Raw genomic sequence first — 20,212 nt, 5'->3', positions numbered from 1 at the left:
ATATTCAAAATATATTTTTAATTGTATTTTAGCGACTTATGAATATAAACGACATTAACGTTCTAAAAACGTATTTTAAGACTCCTAAAAACATTGTTTTTGTAGCACACAAAAACCCCGATGGAGATGCTGTAGGATCTACAACAGCCATGGCTATGTTCTATAAAAAACTAGGACATCAAGTACAAGTAGTTTTACCCAACGGCATACCTGATTTTATTTCTTGGATGCCTGGAGCAAATGAGGTATATCGATACGATTTGCAAAACATACAATCTAAAAAAGCATTAGACCAAGCAGATGTAGTTTTTCTGTTAGACTTTAATGCATTGCACAGAGTTGGAGATGATATGCAAAATGGGTTGGAAGAATTTAAAGGAGATTTTATCATGATAGATCATCATCAACAACCAGATGATATTGCTATGGTAACCTATTCAGACACTTCTATTTGTTCTACTTGTCAAATGGTATATCACTATATAGATGCTTTGGGACTTACAGATAAAATAGATGCAGACATTGCAACAAGCTTATATACTGGAATTATGACAGATACAGGGTCTTTCCGTTTTCCATCTACCACAAGTACAACGCATAGAATAATAGCACATTTAATAGATAAAGGAGCTAAAAATTCTGACATACATAACCAGGTTTTTGGGAACAACTCTTACAGTAGATTACAGCTTTTAGGAAAATCTTTAACCAATTTAAAAATAATTGAAGATTGTAAAACAGCATACATAACTCTTACTCAACAAGAGTTAAAAATGTATAATTACGAAAAAGGAGATACTGAAGGAATTGTAAATTATGCATTGTCTTTAAAAGGAATTGTTTTTGCAGCCATTTTTATTGAAGACACAGATCAAGGAATTGTAAAAATTTCTTTCCGTTCTAAAGGCACATTTTCTGTAAATCAATTTGCTAGAAATTATTTTGATGGAGGAGGACACGACAATGCAGCAGGAGCAAGATCAACCACCACATTAGAAGAAACCGTAGCTAAATTTTTATCAATAGTACCTAGTTACAAACAAGAATTATTAGTTTCTTATGAAATATAGTTGGTTAATTATTTTTGGAATGTTTTTTGTTTCATGTACAAAGTCTACACCAAGAAGACCTATTAATAAGAATAGAAACACTCATAAAAAGGTAGAATATTCTATTATATACAACAAACAAATTAATAGTATTCAAGAACAATTAATCAAAAATTATATAGAAAAAGATTCTCTTTTAAACTATCAATATTCACCCTATGGGTTTGCCTATGCAGTAATAAGTTCTTCATCAAAAGACCCTAAAATTATTCATAAAAAATCGGTGCTAACCTTTTCAAAAACAGTCTATTCTTTAAACAATACACAAATATATCCTAAAGAAATTGTTAAGGTTCAATACGGAAAATCAAATATGATAAAAGGAATAGAAGAAGGACTTAAATTAATGCAAGAAGATGAGGAAATTAAATTTATTTTTAGTTCATTTGTAGCCCACGGTTTAAGTGGAGATAAAAATAAAATTGGGAGTCATACTCCAATAGTAGTAAATATTAAACTTTTAAAAATAGACAATTAAGATGAACATCATTAAAGGATTAGCTTTAGGATTAGCAGTAACAGGAATGGTATCTTGTAATCAACAAGCACCAAAAAAAACAGCTTTAACAACAGAAATGGATTCTGTAAGTTATGCTTTAGGTGCCTATATTAATGGAAACTTTAGAGTAAGCGAAGATTTTAAAGATTTAGATTTAAACGTTTTTAACCAAGCATTAACAGAGTCTCAAGACACTGCTAAATCATTAATTGCTCAAAAAGATATTGCTCCAATTTTAATTGCATACACTAAAAAAATTGCAGAGAAAAAAGGAGAGTCTGTAAAAGCAGAAGGAGAAGCTTTTTTAGCTGAAAACAAAAAAAGAGAAGGTGTTGTAGTAACAGAAAGTGGATTACAATATGAAGTTTTAACAGAAGGTTCTGGGGAAAAACCATTAGAAACTAGTACTGTAAAAGTACACTACCACGGAACTACTCCAAGTGGAGAAGTTTTTGATAGCTCTGTAGATAGAGGAACTCCAGCAGAATTCCCATTAAATAGAGTAATTAAAGGATGGACAGAAGGAGTACAGTTAATGTCTGTAGGTTCTAAATACAAGTTTTATGTACCACAAGAATTGGCTTATGGAGCTAATGCACCTCAAGGCGGAAACGGACCTATTAAAGCTTATATGCCTTTAGTATTTGAAGTAGAATTATTAGAAATTGTTAAGTAATTAACAATCATAAATACAAATACAAAAGCCCAATTGGTTAATTACTAATTGGGCTTTTTCTTGTTGTAATAATACAAGTATAAAGTTTATCTTTACGTTTTTAAAATTAAAAAGAACTTCATGAGTTTATTTAAAGATCAGCCTTTAAAAATATACAATTCAATATCTAAAACTAAAGAATTATTTACCACGGTTACTCCCGGTGCAGTGGGAATGTATGTATGTGGACCTACAGTTTATAGTAATGTGCACTTAGGAAACGTACGTACTTTTATGAGTTTTGATATGGTTTATCGTTACTTGCAACACTTAGAATATAAAGTACGCTACGTAAGAAACATAACCGATGCAGGACATATGGAAGATGATGCTGATGAGGGAGAAGATAAAATAGCTAAAAAAGCAAGAGTAGAAAAAATAGAACCTATGGAAGTTGTACAACGATACACGTTGGATTTTCATACTATTTTAGAAAAATTAAACAATTTGCCTCCAAGTATAGAACCTACAGCCACAGGTCATATTATAGAGCAAATAGAAATTATTAAGAGCATTTTAGACAAAGGTTTAGCCTATGAGGTAAACGGTTCTGTTTATTTTGATGTTCTTAAATACAATGAAAACAAAACTTATGGAGTTTTATCGGGAAGAAAAATAGAAGATGCTATTCACAATACCCGAGCTTTAGACGGACAATCGGAAAAGAAAAACCCACAAGATTTTGCTTTGTGGAAAAATGCCAGTCCACAACACATTATGCGTTGGCCATCTCCTTGGGGAATTGGTTTTCCTGGATGGCACTTAGAGTGTACAGCTATGAGTACAAAATATTTGGGAGAACAGTTTGATATTCATGGAGGAGGAATGGATTTAAAATTCCCTCATCATGAATGTGAAATTGCACAAGCAGAAGCTTGCAACGGACATAATCCTGTTAATTTTTGGATGCATGCAAACATGTTAACCTTAAACGGACAAAAAATGTCTAAATCTACAGGGAATAACATTTTACCAAATCAAATTTTTACAGGAGAAAACAATATTTTGTCCAAACCTTTTGCTCCAGCCGTTGTGCGTTTCTTTATGATGCAAGCACACTATCGTAGCATTTTAGATTTTTCATCAGAAGCATTAGAAGCATCTGAAAAAGGATATAATAAATTGGTAGAAGCTATTAAAAATTTAACGTCTGTTCAGGCAGGTAAAACATCTACTTTTGCCGTTTCCGGATGGATACAAGAATGTTACGATGCTATGAATGATGATTTTAATACACCTGTATTAATAGCCAATTTGTTTGATGCCGTAAAGCAAATTAACTTGTTAAAAGAAGGAAAAGCTAGTTTAACTCAAATAGATTTAGATTTGTTTACAAACACTTTACATGCTTTTGTTTATGATGTGTTAGGTTTGGTAACAGAAACAACAGAGCAAGGTTCAGACAAATTAGAAGGTGTTGTAAATATGCTAATAGGAATGCGAAAACAAGCTAGAGATAATAAAGACTGGGCCATGTCAGATCAAATTAGAGATGAACTAAAAGCCTTAGGAATACAATTAAAAGATAGCAAAGAAGGAACCACATTTATAGTAGAATAGTCGAACAGTGAATCAATTAAAAAAAATAATTATTTTTCCTTTTGTCTTATTGATTCGTTTTTATCAAGGAGCTATATCTCCCTTTACACCTGCTACTTGCAGATATCAGCCTACATGTTCTAGTTATAGTATTCAGGCTTTGCAAGAGCATGGCATTATTTATGGAGGTTGGTTGGCTATCAAAAGAATTTTTAGTTGTCACCCTTGGGGAGGTAGTGGTTACGATCCTGTTCCAAATAAAAAAAAATAAAAAGAAGTATGAATGTATTAGCAATTACTTGGGATCCTTCGTTAGGTTTAGACCTTGGTTTTTTTGTCATTAGGTATTATAGTTTAATGTTTGTAATCGCCTTTGCTTTGGGGTATCAAATCATGAAAAAAATATTTATTCATGAAAACATAGAACTTGAAAAGTTAGATAAATTATTAATGTACGTTGTTTTTGCTACTATTTTAGGAGCAAGGTTAGGACATGTTTTCTTTTACGATTGGGCTTACTTTAGTCAACACCCAGAAGAAATATTATTACCTGTAAAATTTCAACTAGAATTTAAGTTTACAGGTTTTGCAGGATTGGCCAGTCACGGTGCAGCTATTGGTATTATTGCTTCATTGTGGTATTTTTCTAAAAAAGTATTGCAAAAACCTTTGTTGTATATTTTAGACAGAGTAAGTTTAACCATTGCCAGTGGAGGAGTTTTTGTACGTTTAGGGAATTTAATGAACTCAGAAATTATAGGACATTCTACAGGAACAGATTACGGTTTTATTTTTAAAGCCTTAGGAGAAGATTTTCCAAGGCACCCTACACAGTTGTATGAATCTTTTGGGTATTTAATAGTTTTTGCTGTTATTTTTTATATGTTTTGGAAAACCAATGCTAAAGAAAAATTAGGATTGATATTTGGAGTTTTCTTTACACTACTATGGTCTGTAAGATTTGTGGTAGAGTTTTTTAAAGAAGCTCAGGTTGATGAACGAGCAAATTGGGCATTAAACACAGGACAATGGTTAAGTATACCATTAATATTAATAGGAGTCTATTTTATTATAAAAGCTAAAAAGAAATAAAAAAAGCCTAATCATTTGATTAGGCTTTTTTTAGGATTTGTAATTAGTACTTTTTTGGGAATATACTAGTTTGTATAGAATCAATTTATGGTTAGTAAGATAAGTTTACAATATTAATATTGTCTAAATTTACACCTATAGTTGTAAGTAAACTTGTCCATTCTTCTTTTTGGTCTAGCTCATTTACACCCAACACCCAAATAATATTTTTAGTTCTTAGAATTTCTCGGTTTTCTTTGTTTATAGAGGTAAATGTATCTACATAGTGTAAAAAATCTTTGGGTTTGGTAATTTTTAATTTATCAGGATTGATGTCATCAATAACTAAAAATTTAGAGTTTTTCCAATTCCAAAGTGTTTCAGGAGCTTCATAAGGTTCAAAAAAATGACTATATAATTTAGTAGCCGTCATATAAGTACATGTTTGTTTGCACAAAGCTAATTCATTGGCAATAGCAACCCCTAAATTACATTTACCTTCGTGTACACTTCCATATATTAAAAGATGATTTCCTTGGGTGTTTTTTTTCTTTCCTTTGTGAATGTAGTTGTTTACAATGGCTTTTTCTTCGTCATCTAAAAATTCACCTTTCCACTGTGACAATCTAAACTGAAAAGGAAAATAAGCATACTGCTGATAAATTCTCATAGTGTACCAATCTATAAATGGGTATAATAATAAAGCAACCAACCCTAAATTGATCCAAATTAAATATGGGGGAGTGGGTTTAGAAATTAATAAAGCAGAAAACATAGCTCCTAAAACAAAATACAAAACGTCTGTAATGGTATCGTAAATTAAATTCTTCCAATCGGGTTTAAAAACACGATCTTTTTTAGAAGCAAACAAAGGCATAGTTAGGTTTAAAAATTCAAAACTAAACCAAGAAATAGCTACCCATTTGCTAAAAACCATTGGAGGTGTTTTAGTAAAAATTACGCTAAGAACAATGCTGGGGAATAGTCCTAAAGTAAAGTGTCCTAGTTGATTAGCTAGCCAAGCATAGGTAAGGCTAACGCCTCTATAGGAATCTTTTCCTAAAAAATCGATTACAATAAGTTGTTTGATAAAAGTTTTAAAATTAATCTTAGTCATAGTTTATAAGTTCTTCATTTTATAGCGTTATTAAGTTATGTATTTATTTTAATAATGGCTATAAAAAAAAGCCGTTTATAAAAACGGCTTTTATTCAAAAAAATAAAGAAAATTAAACGGGAGCGACTACAAGCTCCTTTGCTTTTGATGCTTTGGTAATTTGTATTTTCATTAAAATTGAAAACACAAGAGCAATTATGAATAAATTTGAAAAAATAATTAATGTGGTATCTAAAGAACCTGTTTTGGTTTTAACCACATCGTAAATGGTTGGTCCTATAACTCCAGCCAATCCCCATGCAGCCAATACCATTCCGTGAATTGCTCCTAATTGCTTAGTTCCAAACAAATCACCTAAAAAGGCAGGCAAGGTAGAAAAACCACCTCCATACATGGTAATTACGGTAAATAGTACAATTAAGAATACACTTTCTACTCCAATTTTAGGTAAAAAATAGAACGCAAGTATTTGAAAAGAAAAGAAGATGATAAACGTATTAGCTCTTCCTAAATAATCGGACAATGTAGACCAAGTAATTCTTCCCAAGCCGTTAAATACACCAATAAAACCAACAACAGCAGCAGCTTGCATAGGAGTGTAGTTTAGTTTTTCTTGCATCATTGGGCTAGCAGCAGAAATAATAGCAATTCCACAAGAGATGTTGATAAACATCATAATCCACATGTAATAAAATCTAGAAGTTTTTAGAGCTTCGTTGGCACTACTGTTAGACAAATCTTGTTTGATGTGTTTTTGTGCTCCTGCTTTAAAACCATTAGGAACATATCCTTCCGGAGGTCTTTCTATGTATCTGGCAGATGAAAGAATTAGTATCATATAAATAATTCCTAAAACATAAAAAGCATTGGCAACCCCAACAGATTCAAATAATTTAGCCATTACAGGTCCAAAAATTAGAGCAGCAAAACCAAAACCCATGATGGCCATTCCTGTTGCCAAACCACGTTTGTCTGGAAACCATTTTACCAAGGTACTTACAGGGGTAATATATCCTAAACCAAGCCCAATACCACCTATAACACCATAACAGATATAAAATAAGGTTAACGATTCTAGATGCACAGCAACTCCAGACCCTAAAATACCAATACCATAAAATAACCCTGCAGTTGTACCACTAATTTTAGGTCCTACTTTTTCTACCCATCTACCTAAAAAGGCAGCAGACAATCCTAACAATAAAATGGCAATTTTAAATGCCCATTTAATCACACTACCTTCTACACCAAACACATCTTTTACAGGGTTTGTCATAACTGAATATGCGTATACAGAACCAATGGAAATATGAATTCCTACTGCTGAAGCTGCAATGAGCCATCGATTTTTTATTTTTTGTGATTTCATCTATGTTCGTTTTTAATTAATTTTTACTTTCTGAAAATAGTTGCTTAAAATATGGGCTGCTTGTTGTAGTTCTTCTTCTGTATTTTCCCTTGCATTTTTCAATTCGTATTCCCACCCTAAAGCCTCCCATTTATGAATTCCTAATTTGTGATAAGGCTGCAGTTCTATTTGCTCTATATGCTTATAATTTTTAAAATAATTACCCAAGGCATGTAAGAGTTCTGGTGTATTTGTAATTTCTGGAATTAGTACATAGCGTAACCACATTTTTTTTCCAGAAATTTCTCTGTGTTTTGCAAACTGAAACGTGGTTTCTTTATTTTTTACTCCTGTTATTTTTTGATAGCCTTCTTCGGTCATGTGCTTAATATCTAGCATAACCAAGTCTGCATAATTGTCTAAAAGTTTTTTGGCAGGATGATTTAAAATTCTACCATTGGTATCTATATTGGTATGTATACCTTCTTCTTTTAAACGTTTAAAAAAAGTAATCAGGTTTTTGGCTTGTAACATAGGTTCTCCACCAGATACGGTAACACCTCCATTTTTTCCAAAATAAGATTTCATCCGAATGGCACGTTGTACCAAATTTTCAATTTCATATTCAGAACCACCGTGAGTGTCTATGGTATCAGGGTTGTGGCAATACAAGCATTTTAGTTTGCAGCCTTGTAAAAAGACAACCATTCTTATACCTGGTCCGTCATGAGTTCCAAAAGATTCTATAGAATGTACGTTTAGTGTGTGGTTTGTAGTTTTGATAGGTAAAGGGGGATTTAATGTTAAAAAAAAGGGATTCAAAAAATACCGATTGTACTTTTTATTTTTAAAAAGTGGCTCTAATAAAGAGTCAGTTTTATTTTTTGAATCCCTAATAACAACTAATACTACTACTTATGGTTTTGTTTACATAGACTCATGGAAAGAACGCGTAATTACTTCTAACTGTTGTTCTTTGGTTAGCCTGATAAAATTAACAGCATATCCAGAAACACGGATGGTTAGCTGTGGATGATTTTCAGGATGTTCCATTGCATCTAATAAAGTTTCTTTATCTAATACGTTTACATTTAAGTGCTGTGCTCCGTTGTTAAAATATCCGGTTAACGTAGCAACCAAATTGTCTATTCTGTCTTCTTTACTAGCTCCTAATGATTTAGGGATGATAGAGAATGTGTTAGAAATTCCATCTTGAGAATCGTTATAATCAATTTTAGCAACAGAGTTTAAAGAAGCTAGTGCACCATTGGTATCACGTCCGTGCATTGGATTTGCTCCAGGTGCAAACGGAACTCCTTTTTTACGACCATCGGGTGTAGCTCCTGTTTTTTTACCATATACTACGTTAGAGGTAATGGTTAATACAGACATGGTAGCTTCTGCATTTTTGTAAACAGGCAACTTTTTTAGTTCGTTATTAAAATCTCTTACAGCATTGCTTGCAAATACATCTACACGATCATCATCATTTCCATATTTTGGAAAATCTCCTTCAATTTCAAAATCTACTGTTAAACCTTCATCATTTCTAATTGGTTTTACTTTGGCATATTTAATAGCAGATAAAGAATCTGCTACAATAGATAAACCAGCAATACCATAAGCAATGTTTACATGTGGATTGGTGTCTATTAAAGCCATTTGAGCTTTTTCATAATAGTATTTATCGTGCATGTAGTGAATAATATTCATAGCATCGTTGTAAACACCAGCAACATGTCTCATGGCAATTTTAAAATTGTACATCACTTTTTCAAAATCTAGGTATTCATCAGCATCACAAGGTTCAATACCTTCTACCATTAATGTTCCCGTATTTTCACATTTACCACCATTAATAGCTAATAATAATGTTTTTGCTAGGTTGGTTCTTGCTCCAAAGAATTGGATTTGTTTTCCTATTTCTTGGTAAGACACACAACAAGCAATTCCATAATCATCAGACCCTCTAGAGGTACGCATCAAATCATCATTTTCAAATTGAATTGACGATGTGTCGATTGCTACTTTAGCACAGAATTTTTTAAAGTTTTCTGGAAGTAAAGGAGACCATAGCACGGTAATGTTTGGTTCAGGAGATGGACCTAAGTTGTACAATGTGTGTAAGAAACGGAAAGCTGTTTTGGTTACTTTGCTACGACCATCATTTAACATTCCACCAATAGCCTCTGTAACCCAAGTAGGATCCCCAGCAAAAATTTCATCATAGGCAGCCATACGTAAATGACGAACCATTCTTAATTTCATTACAAACTGATCAATATACTCTTGTGCTTCTTCTTCAGTAATCAATCCATCATTTAAGTCTTTTTCAATAAAAATGTCTAAAAATGTAGATACATTTCCTAAAGACATAGCTGCACCATCTTGTTCTTTTACAGCTGCTAAATAAGCCATGTATGTCCATTGTACAGCTTCTCTAGCATTTTGTGCAGGACGACTTAGGTCTAAATCGTAATGATTTCCCATAAGAATCATGTCCTTTAAAGCTTTTATTTGTTCTGCTACTTCTTCTCTTAAATGAATTGTAGCATCGCACATAGGCCCTGTAATATTTTCTAAATCTGCTTTTTTATCGGCAATTAATTTATCTATTCCAAATAAAGCAACTCTTCTATAATCTCCAATAACTCTACCACGAGCATAATTATCTGGCAAACCGGTTAAAAATCCAAGAGATCTATATTTTTTTATTTCTGCATTGTAAGCATCAAAAACACCATCGTTATGGGTTTTAACATATTTAGTAAATAAATTTTGTATGTCTTTACTTGGCTCTAATCCGTGTTCTTGTAGTGCTTTTACCACTACTTTATAACCCCCAAAAGGTTTCATGGCTCTTTTAAGCAACTCATCGGTTTGTAGCCCTACAATTGTTTCGTTTTCTTTATCAATATATCCAGCTTTAAAATTAGCAATACCAGAAATGGTTTCTGTATCTATGGCACGAACCCCATTGTTTTCTCTTTCTTCTTGCATGGCTTTTTTACAAATATCCCATAGTATTTGTGTTTTTTTACTTGGGCCTACCAAAAAGCTATCATCTCCATAAAAAGGGCTAATGTTTTTGTATACAAATTCTTTTACACTGACGACATTGTTGTCTAATTCTGATTGAATGTTTAAAGTTTTCATGCTGCTATAGTATTACTTTGTTAGTATACTACAAATAAAAGATTATATAGTCTTTTATTTTATGATTTTTATCATCATATAGAAAAGGATTTAATATTTTAATAGTTTTTATTTGTTCTAAATAAAAACTATTATCTTTGATCTCTAAAAATAGATAATATGAGTACTACTATTGGATTGTTTTTTGGTTCGGATACAGGAATAACAGAGGAAATAACACATGATATTGTAGATGGATTTGATGAGGTAGAAGTCAAAGAAATATCAGAAGCTAGCACACAAGATTTTGAACCTTTTAAGTATATAATAATTGGTTTGTCTACTTGGTATGATGGAGATTTACAAAGTGATTGGGAAACTTTTTTTGAAGATTTTAAAACGATTGATTTTACAGGAAAAAAAGTAGCAATCTATGGTTTAGGAGATCAAATAGGTTATGCAGAATATTTTATTGATGGAGTGGGGATTTTAGCAGAAGTAGTCATAGAAAATGGTGGAGAAGTAATTGGTAAATGGCCAGTAGAAGGGTATAGACACACGGATTCAAAAGCAATTATTCCAAATGATGAAGCGTATTTTTATGGATTGGCTTTAGACAACGACAATGAATCACATTTAAATGAAGAAAGGATTGAAAAGTGGATTGAGTTGTTAAAGGAATTTATGTAGTTAGTGTTTTAGGAAAAGAAAAGTAAAAGGTTGTTTTTTTATGAAGTTCACTTTCTACCCATATTTTTCCTTCATGTTTGCGAATCATTTCTAAACAAATGCACAGTCCTAATCCAGAGCCAATTTCACCATTGGTACCAGGTGTGCTGTTGTTTAATTTAGGATTGATTAAAAGGGTTTTTAACTTTGCAGGAGGAATTCCTATTCCGTAATCTGTAATAGAAAATACGATGTGAGCGTTTTTTTCTTTAATATTTACTTCAATAGTACTGTTCTTGTGCGAAAACTTAATTGCATTACTTAGTAAATTTCTAAAAGCGATTCCTAATGTGTTTTCATCAAAATAAGCGGAAATAGTTTCTGATACATCTATAAGGATTAAAATGTTTTTTTGAGTACTATTAACTTGTAGTTGTTTGGTTATTTTTTGTGCAAAATTTAATAAGTTGTGTTCTTTTATATCAGAATCGACAGTTTCTCTATAATTAGACCATTCAATTAAATCGTGAGTCATTAAATAAGCTGTATTTGCAGCATTTTTTAGAATATGTGCATATTGTTCTGCCGTTTCTAAATCTTTGTTTTGAATGCTTTCTATTAGCAACTCGGAAAAACCAATAAGTGCATTAAAAGGTGTTTTTAAGTCGTGAGCGATAACACCAAGTATTTTTAATTTTGTTTCGTTTAACTCTTCTAATTTTAATTTTGATTGAATGTGCTGAGTGATGTCTGAAAATATTGCAATGGCTGCTATAATTTTATTTTCTTGATATATAGGTGCTGTGTATGCTAGTACCCATTTTTTGGTAGAATTATTAAGCTTTATGAGTACTTCTTCTCCATAGACAATTTCTCCGTTTGTTAAAGATCTAATAATTGGTCTTTCGTTAAAAGCATATAATTTTCCTTGTTTGTTATATGCTTTCCAGGAGTTGATATTGATAGAGGTGTTTTTGTCTGTACTTTCTCCTCTAAAATCCCACGCGGCTTTATTTCCATATACAATTTCGCCTTTTGGGGCTGTGGCGATAATGATTGCAGTAGGGGACTGATCTATGATTGTATTTTGAATAAATTCTGAGTTTAGAAGATTTTGGATGTTGTCTGTTTCCATAATCGTTCTTTAAAGTTAACTTCAAGTAAATTTATATATGCTTGTAATTTAACTTTTTATTTTGAATTATACTTTGTTTTTACTCAGAAGGTTATGAAATAAAAAAAGCCTATCAAATTAATGATAGGCTCTTATTAAACTTTATAGTAAAGGAATCAAATTAGATAACTTGTACGTTTACTGCGTTTAATCCTTTACGACCTTCTTCAACGTCATAAGAAACTTTGTCTCCCTCTGCAATTTCATCAGTTAATCCGTTAATGTGAACAAACACATCTCTACTTCCATCTTCTGGAGTAATAAATCCATAACCTTTTGAATCGTTGAAAAATTTTACTGTACCGTTACTCATAATAATAAATTGTATATTTTAAAGCCGCAAGGTAGATTAAATAAATCATTCACAACTATAAAAAGTGTTTTATTTTTAATTATAAATTATTGAAAATCAGAAAGGTGTTAAGATAGTCTAGATTTATAATCAGCATAGTTGAACTTACGTAGCGTTTTAAGGCTATTGTCTGTAGTCCAAATACAAATATCTGGATGTTTAACTCCATTAAACATGGTGGTTTTTACCATGGTATAATGGATCATATCTTTAAAAATAATTAAATCTCCTATGTTCAATTCGTTTTCAAAGGCATAGTTTTCCATAAAATCACCCGCCAAACAGCTAGTTCCCCCTAATCGGTACACAAATTTGCTGTTTTCATCAGGATCAGAAGCTCCAACAATTTTAGGTCTGTAAGGCATTTCTAAAGTATCGGGCATATGTGCTGTAAAAGAAACATCTAACATAGCTGTTTTAACACCTCTACTTTCTACAATGTCTAAAACCTGAGCGGTTAAGACTCCTGTTTCCCATGCAAAAGCACTTCCTGGTTCTAGAATAATGTGGAGGTTGTACTTTTCTTTAAAGGCTTTAAGGAGTTGAATCAAATGTTCGGTATCATACCCTTTACGAGTCATTAAATGACCACCTCCCATATTGATCCATTTAATTTGATGTAAATATTCTCCAAATCTTTTTTCTAAGGCAGCTAATGTTTTTTCTAAGCTATAAGAATCCGATTCGCACAATACATGAAAATGTAATCCTTCTACACCCTCAGGCAAAGCCTCGGGCATAAAATCTTTTAAAACTCCTAATCTAGATTTTGGAGAACTAGGATTGTATAAATCTACTTCTACATCACTTTGTTCAGGGTTGATTCTTATTCCGCAAGAAATTTTGTGATCTGCAGTTAAGGTCTGAGGATAGTATTTGTTGAATTGTGCTACAGAGTTAAATACAATGTGTGAGCTATAACTCATTAATTCTTCAAACTCATCAGGAACATAAGCAGCAGCATATACATGTGCTTTGGTTTTCATTTCCTCAAAACACAAACGAGCTTCGTATAAAGAGCTAGCAGTAGCCCCTTTAATATATTCACGAATAATAGGAAAAGCTCCCCACATGGCAAAACCTTTAAAAGCTAGTATAATTTCTATTCCTGCTTGGTCTTGCACATTTTTTATTAAACTTAAATTGTTGCGTAACAATTGTTCCTCTAAAACAAAAGCAGAAGAGGGTAGTTGTTTGTAGTCCATAGTATAAATTAAAAAAGGTAGTAAGTGTCTTTGTGAAAAGAAGTACTTACTACCTATATATTATAGTGTGTTGAATACTTTTATTACAATTCTAAATCACCATTAATTTCTTCTTGCCAAGGTAGCCCGTATTGACCAATTAGTTCCATAAATGGATCTGGGTTGAATTCTTCTACGTTAAATACTCCTGGTTTTCTCCATTTTCCTGTTAAAAACATCATAGCTCCTAACATAGCTGGTACACCAGTAGTGTAAGATACTCCTTGAGAAGAGGTTTCTTCAAAAGCTTCTTGGTGCTTACAGTTGTTCCAAATGTAGTAGGTTTTTTCTTGTCCGTCTTTAATTCCTTTAATTCTACATCCAATAGAAGTTTCACCAGTATAACCATCAGCTAATTCTTCTGGTTTTGGCAAAGTTTCTTTTAAGAATTGTAATGGAACAATTTCTACACCTTTGTATAGAATAGGCTCAATGCTAGCCATACCAATATTTTGTATCACACGTAAGTGCGTTAAATATTCATCACCAAATGTCATCCAGAAACGAGCACGCTTTAAGGTTGGAAAGTTTTTAACCAACGATTCTAATTCTTCGTGATAAATAACATAAGAATTACGAGCTCCAATATTTGGATAATTTAAAGCTTGTTTAATTTCATGTGGTTCAGTTTCTACCCATTGTCCATTTTCCCAGTAACGTCCTTTTTGAGTTACCTCACGTATGTTAATTTCTGGATTAAAATTGGTAGCAAATGCTTTACCATGATCTCCTGCATTACAATCCACAATATCTAAATAATGAATTTCATCAAAGTGATGTTTGGCTGCATAAGCAGTATAGATACTAGTTACTCCAGGATCAAAACCACAACCTAAGATAGCAGTTAATCCTTTTTCTTTAAACTTATCTTGATATGCCCATTGCCAGCTATACTCAAACTTAGCCTCGTCTTTAGGTTCGTAATTAGCAGTATCTAAATAGTTAACACCTGTTTCTAAACAAGCATCCATAATGGTTAAATCCTGGTAAGGCAACGCAACGTTGATCACCAATTCAGGTTTAAACTCATTGAATAACGCTACCAATTCAGGTACGCTATCCGCATCCACTTGTGCGGTTTCAATTTTTCTATTAGTAATTAAATCAGCAATAGCATCACACTTAGATTTAGTTCTGCTTGCTAACATAATTTCAGAAAAAACTTCAGGAGAAGCAGCACACTTTTGTGTAACAACGCTACCGACTCCACCAGCACCAATGATTAAAACTCTAGACATTTTTAATGTTGTTAAATTGATTTATAATTTTGCGCAAATGTAATTTTTTTTTCAAACTACGCTTAAAAATAGTTAATTTTTTTTGATGAAAAAATATTAGCTATTTTATTGATAGTCAATCACTAATTACTTTAGTTGGATAGAAAGTTTTTTCTTTCCTTTTTCATAGGTGTACACATTGTAATTACACAAAAATATAGCGATATATTTAGCTATGTAAACACCTATCAACAATGGAATAAAAAGAGCAAAACCATTATCTACAATATTACAAGTTAGGAATAGAGCGGTTAATGGAGCATGGATGGCTGCGCTTAACATAGCGGCAGCTCCAATTAGAGCAAAGTTTAATACAATTAATTCTGTATTAAAAAAATGATTACAAAATAACGCTATAAATATTCCTAAAAGAGCTCCTGTTACAATACTTGGAGCAAATACACCACCATCACCACCTGCTCCTAAAGTTAAGGAAGCAACTATTGGTTTTAAAAAGACAATAAGGCTTATGGAAGCCATAAAACCTATGGAAAAAGTTTTGTAATTAGGAATAGATAATAGTTCAGGTATGGCATGGTAACTATCACCATATAATGTAGGAAACATAAAAATAGTTGTGCCTACTAAAAGAGCTCCAGTATTTACACGTATAAAGTTGTTGTTTATTTTGGCAAATTTTGCTTTGATAAAAATAACTGTCTTTGTAAAAAATACAGCAATTGTTCCTGCTAAAATGCTTAATAAAATCATGTAAGGAATGGCTTGATAGTTCCAGTTAAAAACTTTAAAATCAAATAATTTATGATTGTCAAAAAAGTATATAAAAGTTTGAGCAATACTTATTGCAATAGCACAACTAATACATAAAGTTTTAGTTACTTTTCTAGAAATAACTTCTATAGTAAATAAAAAACCAGCAATAGGACTACCAAACAAAGTTGTAATTCCTGCTGCAACTCCTGAGCATATTAATTCTGTTTTATAAGCATTGGCTACTTTGTCTTTTTTATAAACACTACTTCCAATGGCAGCCGTTGCTACTACAGTAGAAACTTCTATTCCAGTAGATCCACCAAAAACTACAGTTAAAAACCCATTGATGTAATGTGATGGAATTTTATAAAAAGGCAATTCATCTTTTCTTTTTTCAAGGGTGTTAAAAATTTCTTTAATCCCTTTATTCTGTTTTCCTTTAAATAAATACTTTCTGGTAAAATAAATAATAGTGATTCCTATTGAAGGTAAAAATATATAGAGTACAGGAAAATGTTCTATGTTTTCTAATAAAGATTCTTCAAAAAAAGCGGTGCTGTTTTTTAAGGAAACTCCTAATAAAGTTGCTAAAATCCCAACCCAAATAGAGTTTAATATTAGGTTGTAGTATCCTTTTCTAATCACTTCTTTTCTCATGATAAAGATAAATTTAAGGCTGTAAAGGTAATGGATTTAAAAAATGTATAAGGCTTCTTTAATAGTAGTTTTTAAGAAGTACTAATTGATTTTTTTTAATATGCAGCTGTAATTTTTTTCATGATTCAATAAGACTAATTTTATATGATAAAGTTTAATTGTTGAATATTATGCTTCGATACTTCGGTTAACTCAATACAAGCTTAGTTCGGCGTGACATTTTAGAATGAAGTAAGGTTTTTATGTTTCAACGAGCTTAGTATAACAGTTTATTATTATAAAATGTTTATTCCTTTTTAGGATTGTCAGTCTGAGCCTGTCGAAGACTATTTTGAGAAAAATGAACTAATTTTTGATAATCTTCATCAATCAAAGCTTGTTTTTTACGTCTACTCCATCCTTTTAGTTGTTTTTCTTTAGCAATAGCTATTTCAGGATTTGTAAATTCTTGTAACCATACTAATTCTACAGGAAGTCTCCTATATGTGTAACTATTAAAATGTTTTCCAGATTGATGTTCTTCTAGTCTTCGTGTAATGTTGTTGGTAATACCAATATAAAAACTGTTATCTGAGCATTTTAGGATGTATACATAATAAAACATTGCATTAGAATAATAAATAAAACTCGCACTTCGACAGGCTCAGTGTGACATTATTTATATTAAGAATTTTATTCTTAGAGTCAGTCTAAGCTTGTCGAAAACTATTTTTTGTATGTAGGTTAATCTATATATCTTTTGGTAATATCACCATAAGCATCAATTCTTCTATCTCTAAAGAAAGGCCAAATACGTCTTACATCTTCAGTTCTTTGTTTGTCTATTTCTATAACTTTGGTAAGTTCATCTTTTTGATTGGCTTCCCATAATATTTCTCCTTGTGGACCTGTAATAAAACTAGTTCCCCAAAACTCAATTCCGTTAGTAACACCTGTCCAGTCTTTTTCAAACCCCACACGGTTTACCGCAATTACAGGCAATCCGTTAGCAACTGCATGTCCTCTTTGAGAAATCATCCAAGCTCCACGTTGACGTGCTTTTTCCTCTTCGGTATCTGTACTTTCGTATCCAATGGCAGTTGGATAAATTAACATTTCTGCTCCAGCCATAGCCATTAGTCTTGCTGCTTCTGGGTACCACTGATCCCAACAAACTAAAACGCCTAATTTACCTACGGATGTTTGTATAGGGTTAAAACCTAAATCACCAGGAGTAAAGTAGAATTTTTCGTAATAAGCAGGATCATCCGGAATGTGCATTTTTCTATAACGACCTGCTTCGGTTCCATCTTTTTCAAAAACCACAGCAGTGTTATGATAAATTCCAGGTGCTCTTTTTTCGAACAAAGAAGTAACCAAAACAATGTTTAATTCTTTAGCAATGTCAGCAAACTGGTTATAAGACGGTCCAGGAATAGGTTCAGCCCAATCAAACATAGCTACTTCTTCTGCCTGACAAAAATAGATTCCTGTGTGTAGTTCTTGTAAAACAACTAGTTCAGCTCCGTCTTTTGCACATTGTTTAATACCTGCAATAGACTTATCAATATTATCTTGTTTGTTTGTTGTACAGGTTTGTTGTACAATTCCAACGTTTAATTTGCTCATGATAGGAATGTTATACTTTTATAAAAAAGATGTCAATTTAGGTGAGTTCTCGATACAATTTATCGTGCCTCTAAATTACTTGAACTGACATTTTAAATATACAATAGATTTTAGGTGTTAAGAAATATTTAATTTCACTTTTTCAGGATATTGCATGCTAATACAATGCAAAGACCCGTGTTGATCTATTAATGCTTTACAATTTAACCCAACAACTTTTCTATTAGGAAAAATAGTTTGAATAATATCTAAAGCTTCTTGATCTTGAGGAACATTATAGGTAGGAACCAACACTCCACCATTTACGATTAAAAAGTTAGCATAGGTTGCCGGAATACGTTCTCCATCATTGTCAAAACAAGCATTGGGCCAAGGCAATGGAATTAGGTTGTATGGCTGATTATTACTGTTCCTAAATGTTTTTAATTGAGTTTCCATTTTTTGTAAGGCTTCAAAATGCTCATCATTTTTATCATTACATTTTACGTAGGCAATAGTGGTTGGATTGCATAACCTTGCTAAAGTGTCAATATGAGAGTCAGTGTCATCACCCGCCAAATAGCCATGGTCTAACCACAATATTTTTTTCAATCCAAAGATTTCTTTTAAATAATTCTCAATTTGATTTTTAGTCATGTTAGGGTTACGAAATTTAGACAACAAACATTCCGAAGTGGTTAATAAAGTTCCTTCTCCGTCTGATTCAATGGCTCCACCTTCTAAAACAAAATCTATGGTTTTGATATTAGTGTTTTTAAAGACAGAAGTTTTTAAGTTTTGGGTGATTTGATTATCTAAATCAGCCTTAAATTTTTGTCCCCATCCATTAAATATAAAATCTAACAAAATAGGTTTTTCATCTTGTAAAACAGTAATGGCAGCGTGGTCTCTTGCCCAAGTATCGTTTGAAGGAACTTGTACAAAATATATAGGATGTTTTGTGTTTTTAGTAAAATGTTGTTGAACAATTTGTGTGTTGAAACAACCCACTAAAACGGGCTGAAATTCTGCAGTAGCATTTATAATAGCAACAAAACAAGTAACTACCTCATTATACATATAAGCCCAATCACTTTCTGGGTGCGGAAAAGTAAATTGTATAAAACTTTGTGGTTCCCATTCGGCAGGAAACCGTCTATTTGTTAACATGTTTAAAATTCATTAAAACCGAGCAAATGTAATTGTTTTTTGTAATTGATTATTTATTTTTTACATAAATAAGTTTGTGTCTACTTTTAGGAGTTTCTCTTCTCTCAATTTCAAACTCATCAATAGCATCCATCATAGGTGTTAATTTTTCGAAACCATAATTTCTAGAATCAAAACTTTTTCTTTTTTTCTGAATTAAGCTACCTACATCTCCTAAAAAAGCCCAACCATCATCATCAGAAACGTCAGAAATACTACTTTTTATAAGTTTTATAATTTTAGGAGTAATAGCTTCATATTCATCTTTGCTATTTTTTGTGTTGTTGGTCTCTTTTTTGTCTTTTCTTAACACTTCTATATAAATAAATTTATCGCAAGCAACAATAAAGGGAGTAGGAGTCTTTTTTTCTCCAATACCAATTACCAACATGGCAGCTTCTCTAAGTCTGGTTGCTAGTTTTGTAAAATCACTATCACTAGAAACCAAACAAAAACCATCAACTTTTTCAGAATATAGAATGTCCATGGCATCAATAATCATGGCAGAATCTGTTGCGTTTTTACCAGAAGTGTATGCGTATTGTTGAATAGGAGTAATGGCATTTTCTAACAACACCTCTTTCCAGCTTCCTAAATTAGGTTTGGTCCAATCTCCATAAATTCTTTTTATAGTTGGGTTTCCGTATTTGGCCATTTCTTCCATCATTTCTTTAATAGGAGCAGATGGAATGTTGTCTCCGTCAATTAGTACAGCAAGATTTAAACTCATTTTTTTGATTGGTTTATAATTGGGTGGGGTTTTATATATTTATAAAGTATAAATAATTAGATTCAG

General features: G+C 32.0%; 20 protein-coding genes. 7 read left to right on the top strand and 13 right to left on the bottom strand.

The features are described from left to right. Window positions 1–38: 38 nt before the first annotated feature. From ACY2IJ_RS03460 to lgt, 6 genes are all read left to right on the top strand, one after another. On the top strand, window positions 39–1,070 hold the full coding sequence (locus ACY2IJ_RS03460) for a DHH family phosphoesterase (protein WP_476725768.1): 1,032 nt from the start codon (window positions 39–41) through the stop codon (window positions 1,068–1,070). After that, window positions 1,060–1,587: an FKBP-type peptidyl-prolyl cis-trans isomerase gene (locus ACY2IJ_RS03455; protein ID WP_476725767.1), complete on the top strand. Its 528-nt coding sequence runs from the start codon at window positions 1,060–1,062 to the stop codon at window positions 1,585–1,587. The genes ACY2IJ_RS03460 and ACY2IJ_RS03455 overlap by 11 nt, the downstream gene beginning before the upstream one ends. 1 nt (window position 1,588) lies before the next feature. Then, complete coding sequence (locus tag ACY2IJ_RS03450) at window positions 1,589–2,284, top strand: FKBP-type peptidyl-prolyl cis-trans isomerase (protein WP_476725766.1); 696 nt, start codon at window positions 1,589–1,591, stop codon at window positions 2,282–2,284. Between the two features lie 120 nt (window positions 2,285–2,404). Continuing rightward, window positions 2,405–3,883: a cysteine--tRNA ligase gene (gene cysS, locus ACY2IJ_RS03445; protein WP_476725765.1), complete on the top strand. Its 1,479-nt coding sequence runs from the start codon at window positions 2,405–2,407 to the stop codon at window positions 3,881–3,883. Window positions 3,884–3,890: 7 nt separating this feature from the next. Next, complete coding sequence (gene yidD / locus ACY2IJ_RS03440) at window positions 3,891–4,133, top strand: membrane protein insertion efficiency factor YidD (RefSeq protein ID WP_476725764.1); 243 nt, start codon at window positions 3,891–3,893, stop codon at window positions 4,131–4,133. Between the two features lie 8 nt (window positions 4,134–4,141). After that, window positions 4,142–4,954, top strand: coding sequence for a prolipoprotein diacylglyceryl transferase (lgt, locus tag ACY2IJ_RS03435; protein WP_476725763.1), 813 nt, complete (start codon window positions 4,142–4,144; stop codon window positions 4,952–4,954). Between the two features lie 91 nt (window positions 4,955–5,045). Here lgt and ACY2IJ_RS03430 read toward each other — a convergent pair whose 3' ends face one another. From ACY2IJ_RS03430 to pflB, 4 genes are all read right to left on the bottom strand, one after another. Continuing rightward, the gene (locus ACY2IJ_RS03430; protein ID WP_476725762.1) at window positions 5,046–6,050 is read right to left on the bottom strand and encodes a P-loop NTPase family protein; all 1,005 of its coding nucleotides are present in this window, start codon (window positions 6,048–6,050) and stop codon (window positions 5,046–5,048) included. A gap of 112 nt (window positions 6,051–6,162) precedes the next feature. Then, entirely contained in the window at window positions 6,163–7,419 is a 1,257-nt protein-coding gene (locus ACY2IJ_RS03425; protein ID WP_476725761.1) for an L-lactate MFS transporter, read from the bottom strand. Between the two features lie 12 nt (window positions 7,420–7,431). Beyond that, window positions 7,432–8,220: a pyruvate formate-lyase-activating protein gene (gene pflA, locus ACY2IJ_RS03420; protein ID WP_476725760.1), complete on the bottom strand. Its 789-nt coding sequence runs from the start codon at window positions 8,218–8,220 to the stop codon at window positions 7,432–7,434. A 105-nt stretch (window positions 8,221–8,325) separates the two neighbouring features. Then, entirely contained in the window at window positions 8,326–10,554 is a 2,229-nt protein-coding gene (gene pflB, locus ACY2IJ_RS03415) for a formate C-acetyltransferase (protein WP_476725759.1), read from the bottom strand. Between the two features lie 159 nt (window positions 10,555–10,713). Between pflB and ACY2IJ_RS03410 the strand changes: the two genes are divergently transcribed. After that, window positions 10,714–11,223 carry a flavodoxin gene (locus ACY2IJ_RS03410; RefSeq protein WP_476725758.1) on the top strand — a complete coding sequence of 170 codons (510 nt, stop codon included), beginning with the start codon at window positions 10,714–10,716 and terminating at the stop codon, window positions 11,221–11,223. On the opposite strand, the gene ACY2IJ_RS03405 is transcribed toward ACY2IJ_RS03410, so the two are convergent. From ACY2IJ_RS03405 to ACY2IJ_RS03365, 9 genes are all read right to left on the bottom strand, one after another. Beyond that, window positions 11,216–12,337 carry a PAS domain-containing sensor histidine kinase gene (locus tag ACY2IJ_RS03405; protein ID WP_476725757.1) on the bottom strand — a complete coding sequence of 374 codons (1,122 nt, stop codon included), beginning with the start codon at window positions 12,335–12,337 and terminating at the stop codon, window positions 11,216–11,218. The two genes, ACY2IJ_RS03410 and ACY2IJ_RS03405, sit on opposite strands and share 8 nt — an antisense overlap. Before the next feature lie 160 nt (window positions 12,338–12,497). Continuing rightward, window positions 12,498–12,689, bottom strand: a complete 192-nt coding sequence (locus ACY2IJ_RS03400) for a cold-shock protein (protein ID WP_167187329.1) — start codon at window positions 12,687–12,689, stop codon at window positions 12,498–12,500. Window positions 12,690–12,796: 107 nt separating this feature from the next. Beyond that, on the bottom strand, window positions 12,797–13,933 hold the full coding sequence (nspC, locus tag ACY2IJ_RS03395; protein ID WP_476725756.1) for a carboxynorspermidine decarboxylase: 1,137 nt from the start codon (window positions 13,931–13,933) through the stop codon (window positions 12,797–12,799). An 83-nt stretch (window positions 13,934–14,016) separates the two neighbouring features. Beyond that, on the bottom strand, window positions 14,017–15,210 hold the full coding sequence (locus ACY2IJ_RS03390; protein ID WP_476725755.1) for a saccharopine dehydrogenase family protein: 1,194 nt from the start codon (window positions 15,208–15,210) through the stop codon (window positions 14,017–14,019). Window positions 15,211–15,336: 126 nt separating this feature from the next. Further along, complete coding sequence (locus ACY2IJ_RS03385; protein WP_476725754.1) at window positions 15,337–16,620, bottom strand: chloride channel protein; 1,284 nt, start codon at window positions 16,618–16,620, stop codon at window positions 15,337–15,339. Window positions 16,621–16,906: 286 nt separating this feature from the next. Continuing rightward, entirely contained in the window at window positions 16,907–17,224 is a 318-nt protein-coding gene (locus tag ACY2IJ_RS03380; protein WP_476725753.1) for a GIY-YIG nuclease family protein, read from the bottom strand. A gap of 119 nt (window positions 17,225–17,343) precedes the next feature. Next, window positions 17,344–18,228, bottom strand: coding sequence for a carbon-nitrogen hydrolase (locus tag ACY2IJ_RS03375; protein ID WP_476725752.1), 885 nt, complete (start codon window positions 18,226–18,228; stop codon window positions 17,344–17,346). Between the two features lie 117 nt (window positions 18,229–18,345). Beyond that, on the bottom strand, window positions 18,346–19,377 hold the full coding sequence (locus tag ACY2IJ_RS03370) for an agmatine deiminase family protein (protein WP_476725751.1): 1,032 nt from the start codon (window positions 19,375–19,377) through the stop codon (window positions 18,346–18,348). Window positions 19,378–19,426: 49 nt separating this feature from the next. Continuing rightward, window positions 19,427–20,146, bottom strand: a complete 720-nt coding sequence (locus ACY2IJ_RS03365; RefSeq protein ID WP_476725750.1) for an NYN domain-containing protein — start codon at window positions 20,144–20,146, stop codon at window positions 19,427–19,429. Window positions 20,147–20,212 lie beyond the last annotated feature (66 nt).

Source organism: Wenyingzhuangia gracilariae (assembly GCF_056387575.1).
The sequence above is the reverse complement of the archived record's forward strand: the minus strand, read 5'-3'. Positions and strand labels throughout refer to the sequence as shown.

Excerpts from the sequence above, each read along its gene's own strand:
- ACY2IJ_RS03460 (WP_476725768.1), top strand. The coding sequence starts at position 39 with ATGAATATAAACGACATTAACGTTCTAAAAACGTATTTTAAGACTCCT.
- ACY2IJ_RS03455 (WP_476725767.1), top strand. The coding sequence starts at position 1,060 with ATGAAATATAGTTGGTTAATTATTTTTGGAATGTTTTTTGTTTCATGT.
- ACY2IJ_RS03450 (WP_476725766.1), top strand. The coding sequence starts at position 1,589 with ATGAACATCATTAAAGGATTAGCTTTAGGATTAGCAGTAACAGGAATG.
- cysS (WP_476725765.1), top strand. The coding sequence starts at position 2,405 with ATGAGTTTATTTAAAGATCAGCCTTTAAAAATATACAATTCAATATCT.
- lgt (WP_476725763.1), top strand. The coding sequence starts at position 4,142 with ATGAATGTATTAGCAATTACTTGGGATCCTTCGTTAGGTTTAGACCTT.
- ACY2IJ_RS03430 (WP_476725762.1), bottom strand. The coding sequence starts at position 6,050 with ATGACTAAGATTAATTTTAAAACTTTTATCAAACAACTTATTGTAATC.
- ACY2IJ_RS03425 (WP_476725761.1), bottom strand. The coding sequence starts at position 7,419 with ATGAAATCACAAAAAATAAAAAATCGATGGCTCATTGCAGCTTCAGCA.
- pflB (WP_476725759.1), bottom strand. The coding sequence starts at position 10,554 with ATGAAAACTTTAAACATTCAATCAGAATTAGACAACAATGTCGTCAGT.
- ACY2IJ_RS03410 (WP_476725758.1), top strand. The coding sequence starts at position 10,714 with ATGAGTACTACTATTGGATTGTTTTTTGGTTCGGATACAGGAATAACA.
- ACY2IJ_RS03405 (WP_476725757.1), bottom strand. The coding sequence starts at position 12,337 with ATGGAAACAGACAACATCCAAAATCTTCTAAACTCAGAATTTATTCAA.
- ACY2IJ_RS03400 (WP_167187329.1), bottom strand. The coding sequence starts at position 12,689 with ATGAGTAACGGTACAGTAAAATTTTTCAACGATTCAAAAGGTTATGGA.
- nspC (WP_476725756.1), bottom strand. The coding sequence starts at position 13,933 with ATGGACTACAAACAACTACCCTCTTCTGCTTTTGTTTTAGAGGAACAA.
- ACY2IJ_RS03390 (WP_476725755.1), bottom strand. The coding sequence starts at position 15,210 with ATGTCTAGAGTTTTAATCATTGGTGCTGGTGGAGTCGGTAGCGTTGTT.
- ACY2IJ_RS03385 (WP_476725754.1), bottom strand. The coding sequence starts at position 16,620 with ATGAGAAAAGAAGTGATTAGAAAAGGATACTACAACCTAATATTAAAC.
- ACY2IJ_RS03380 (WP_476725753.1), bottom strand. The coding sequence starts at position 17,224 with ATGTTTTATTATGTATACATCCTAAAATGCTCAGATAACAGTTTTTAT.
- ACY2IJ_RS03375 (WP_476725752.1), bottom strand. The coding sequence starts at position 18,228 with ATGAGCAAATTAAACGTTGGAATTGTACAACAAACCTGTACAACAAAC.
- ACY2IJ_RS03370 (WP_476725751.1), bottom strand. The coding sequence starts at position 19,377 with ATGTTAACAAATAGACGGTTTCCTGCCGAATGGGAACCACAAAGTTTT.
- ACY2IJ_RS03365 (WP_476725750.1), bottom strand. The coding sequence starts at position 20,146 with ATGAGTTTAAATCTTGCTGTACTAATTGACGGAGACAACATTCCATCT.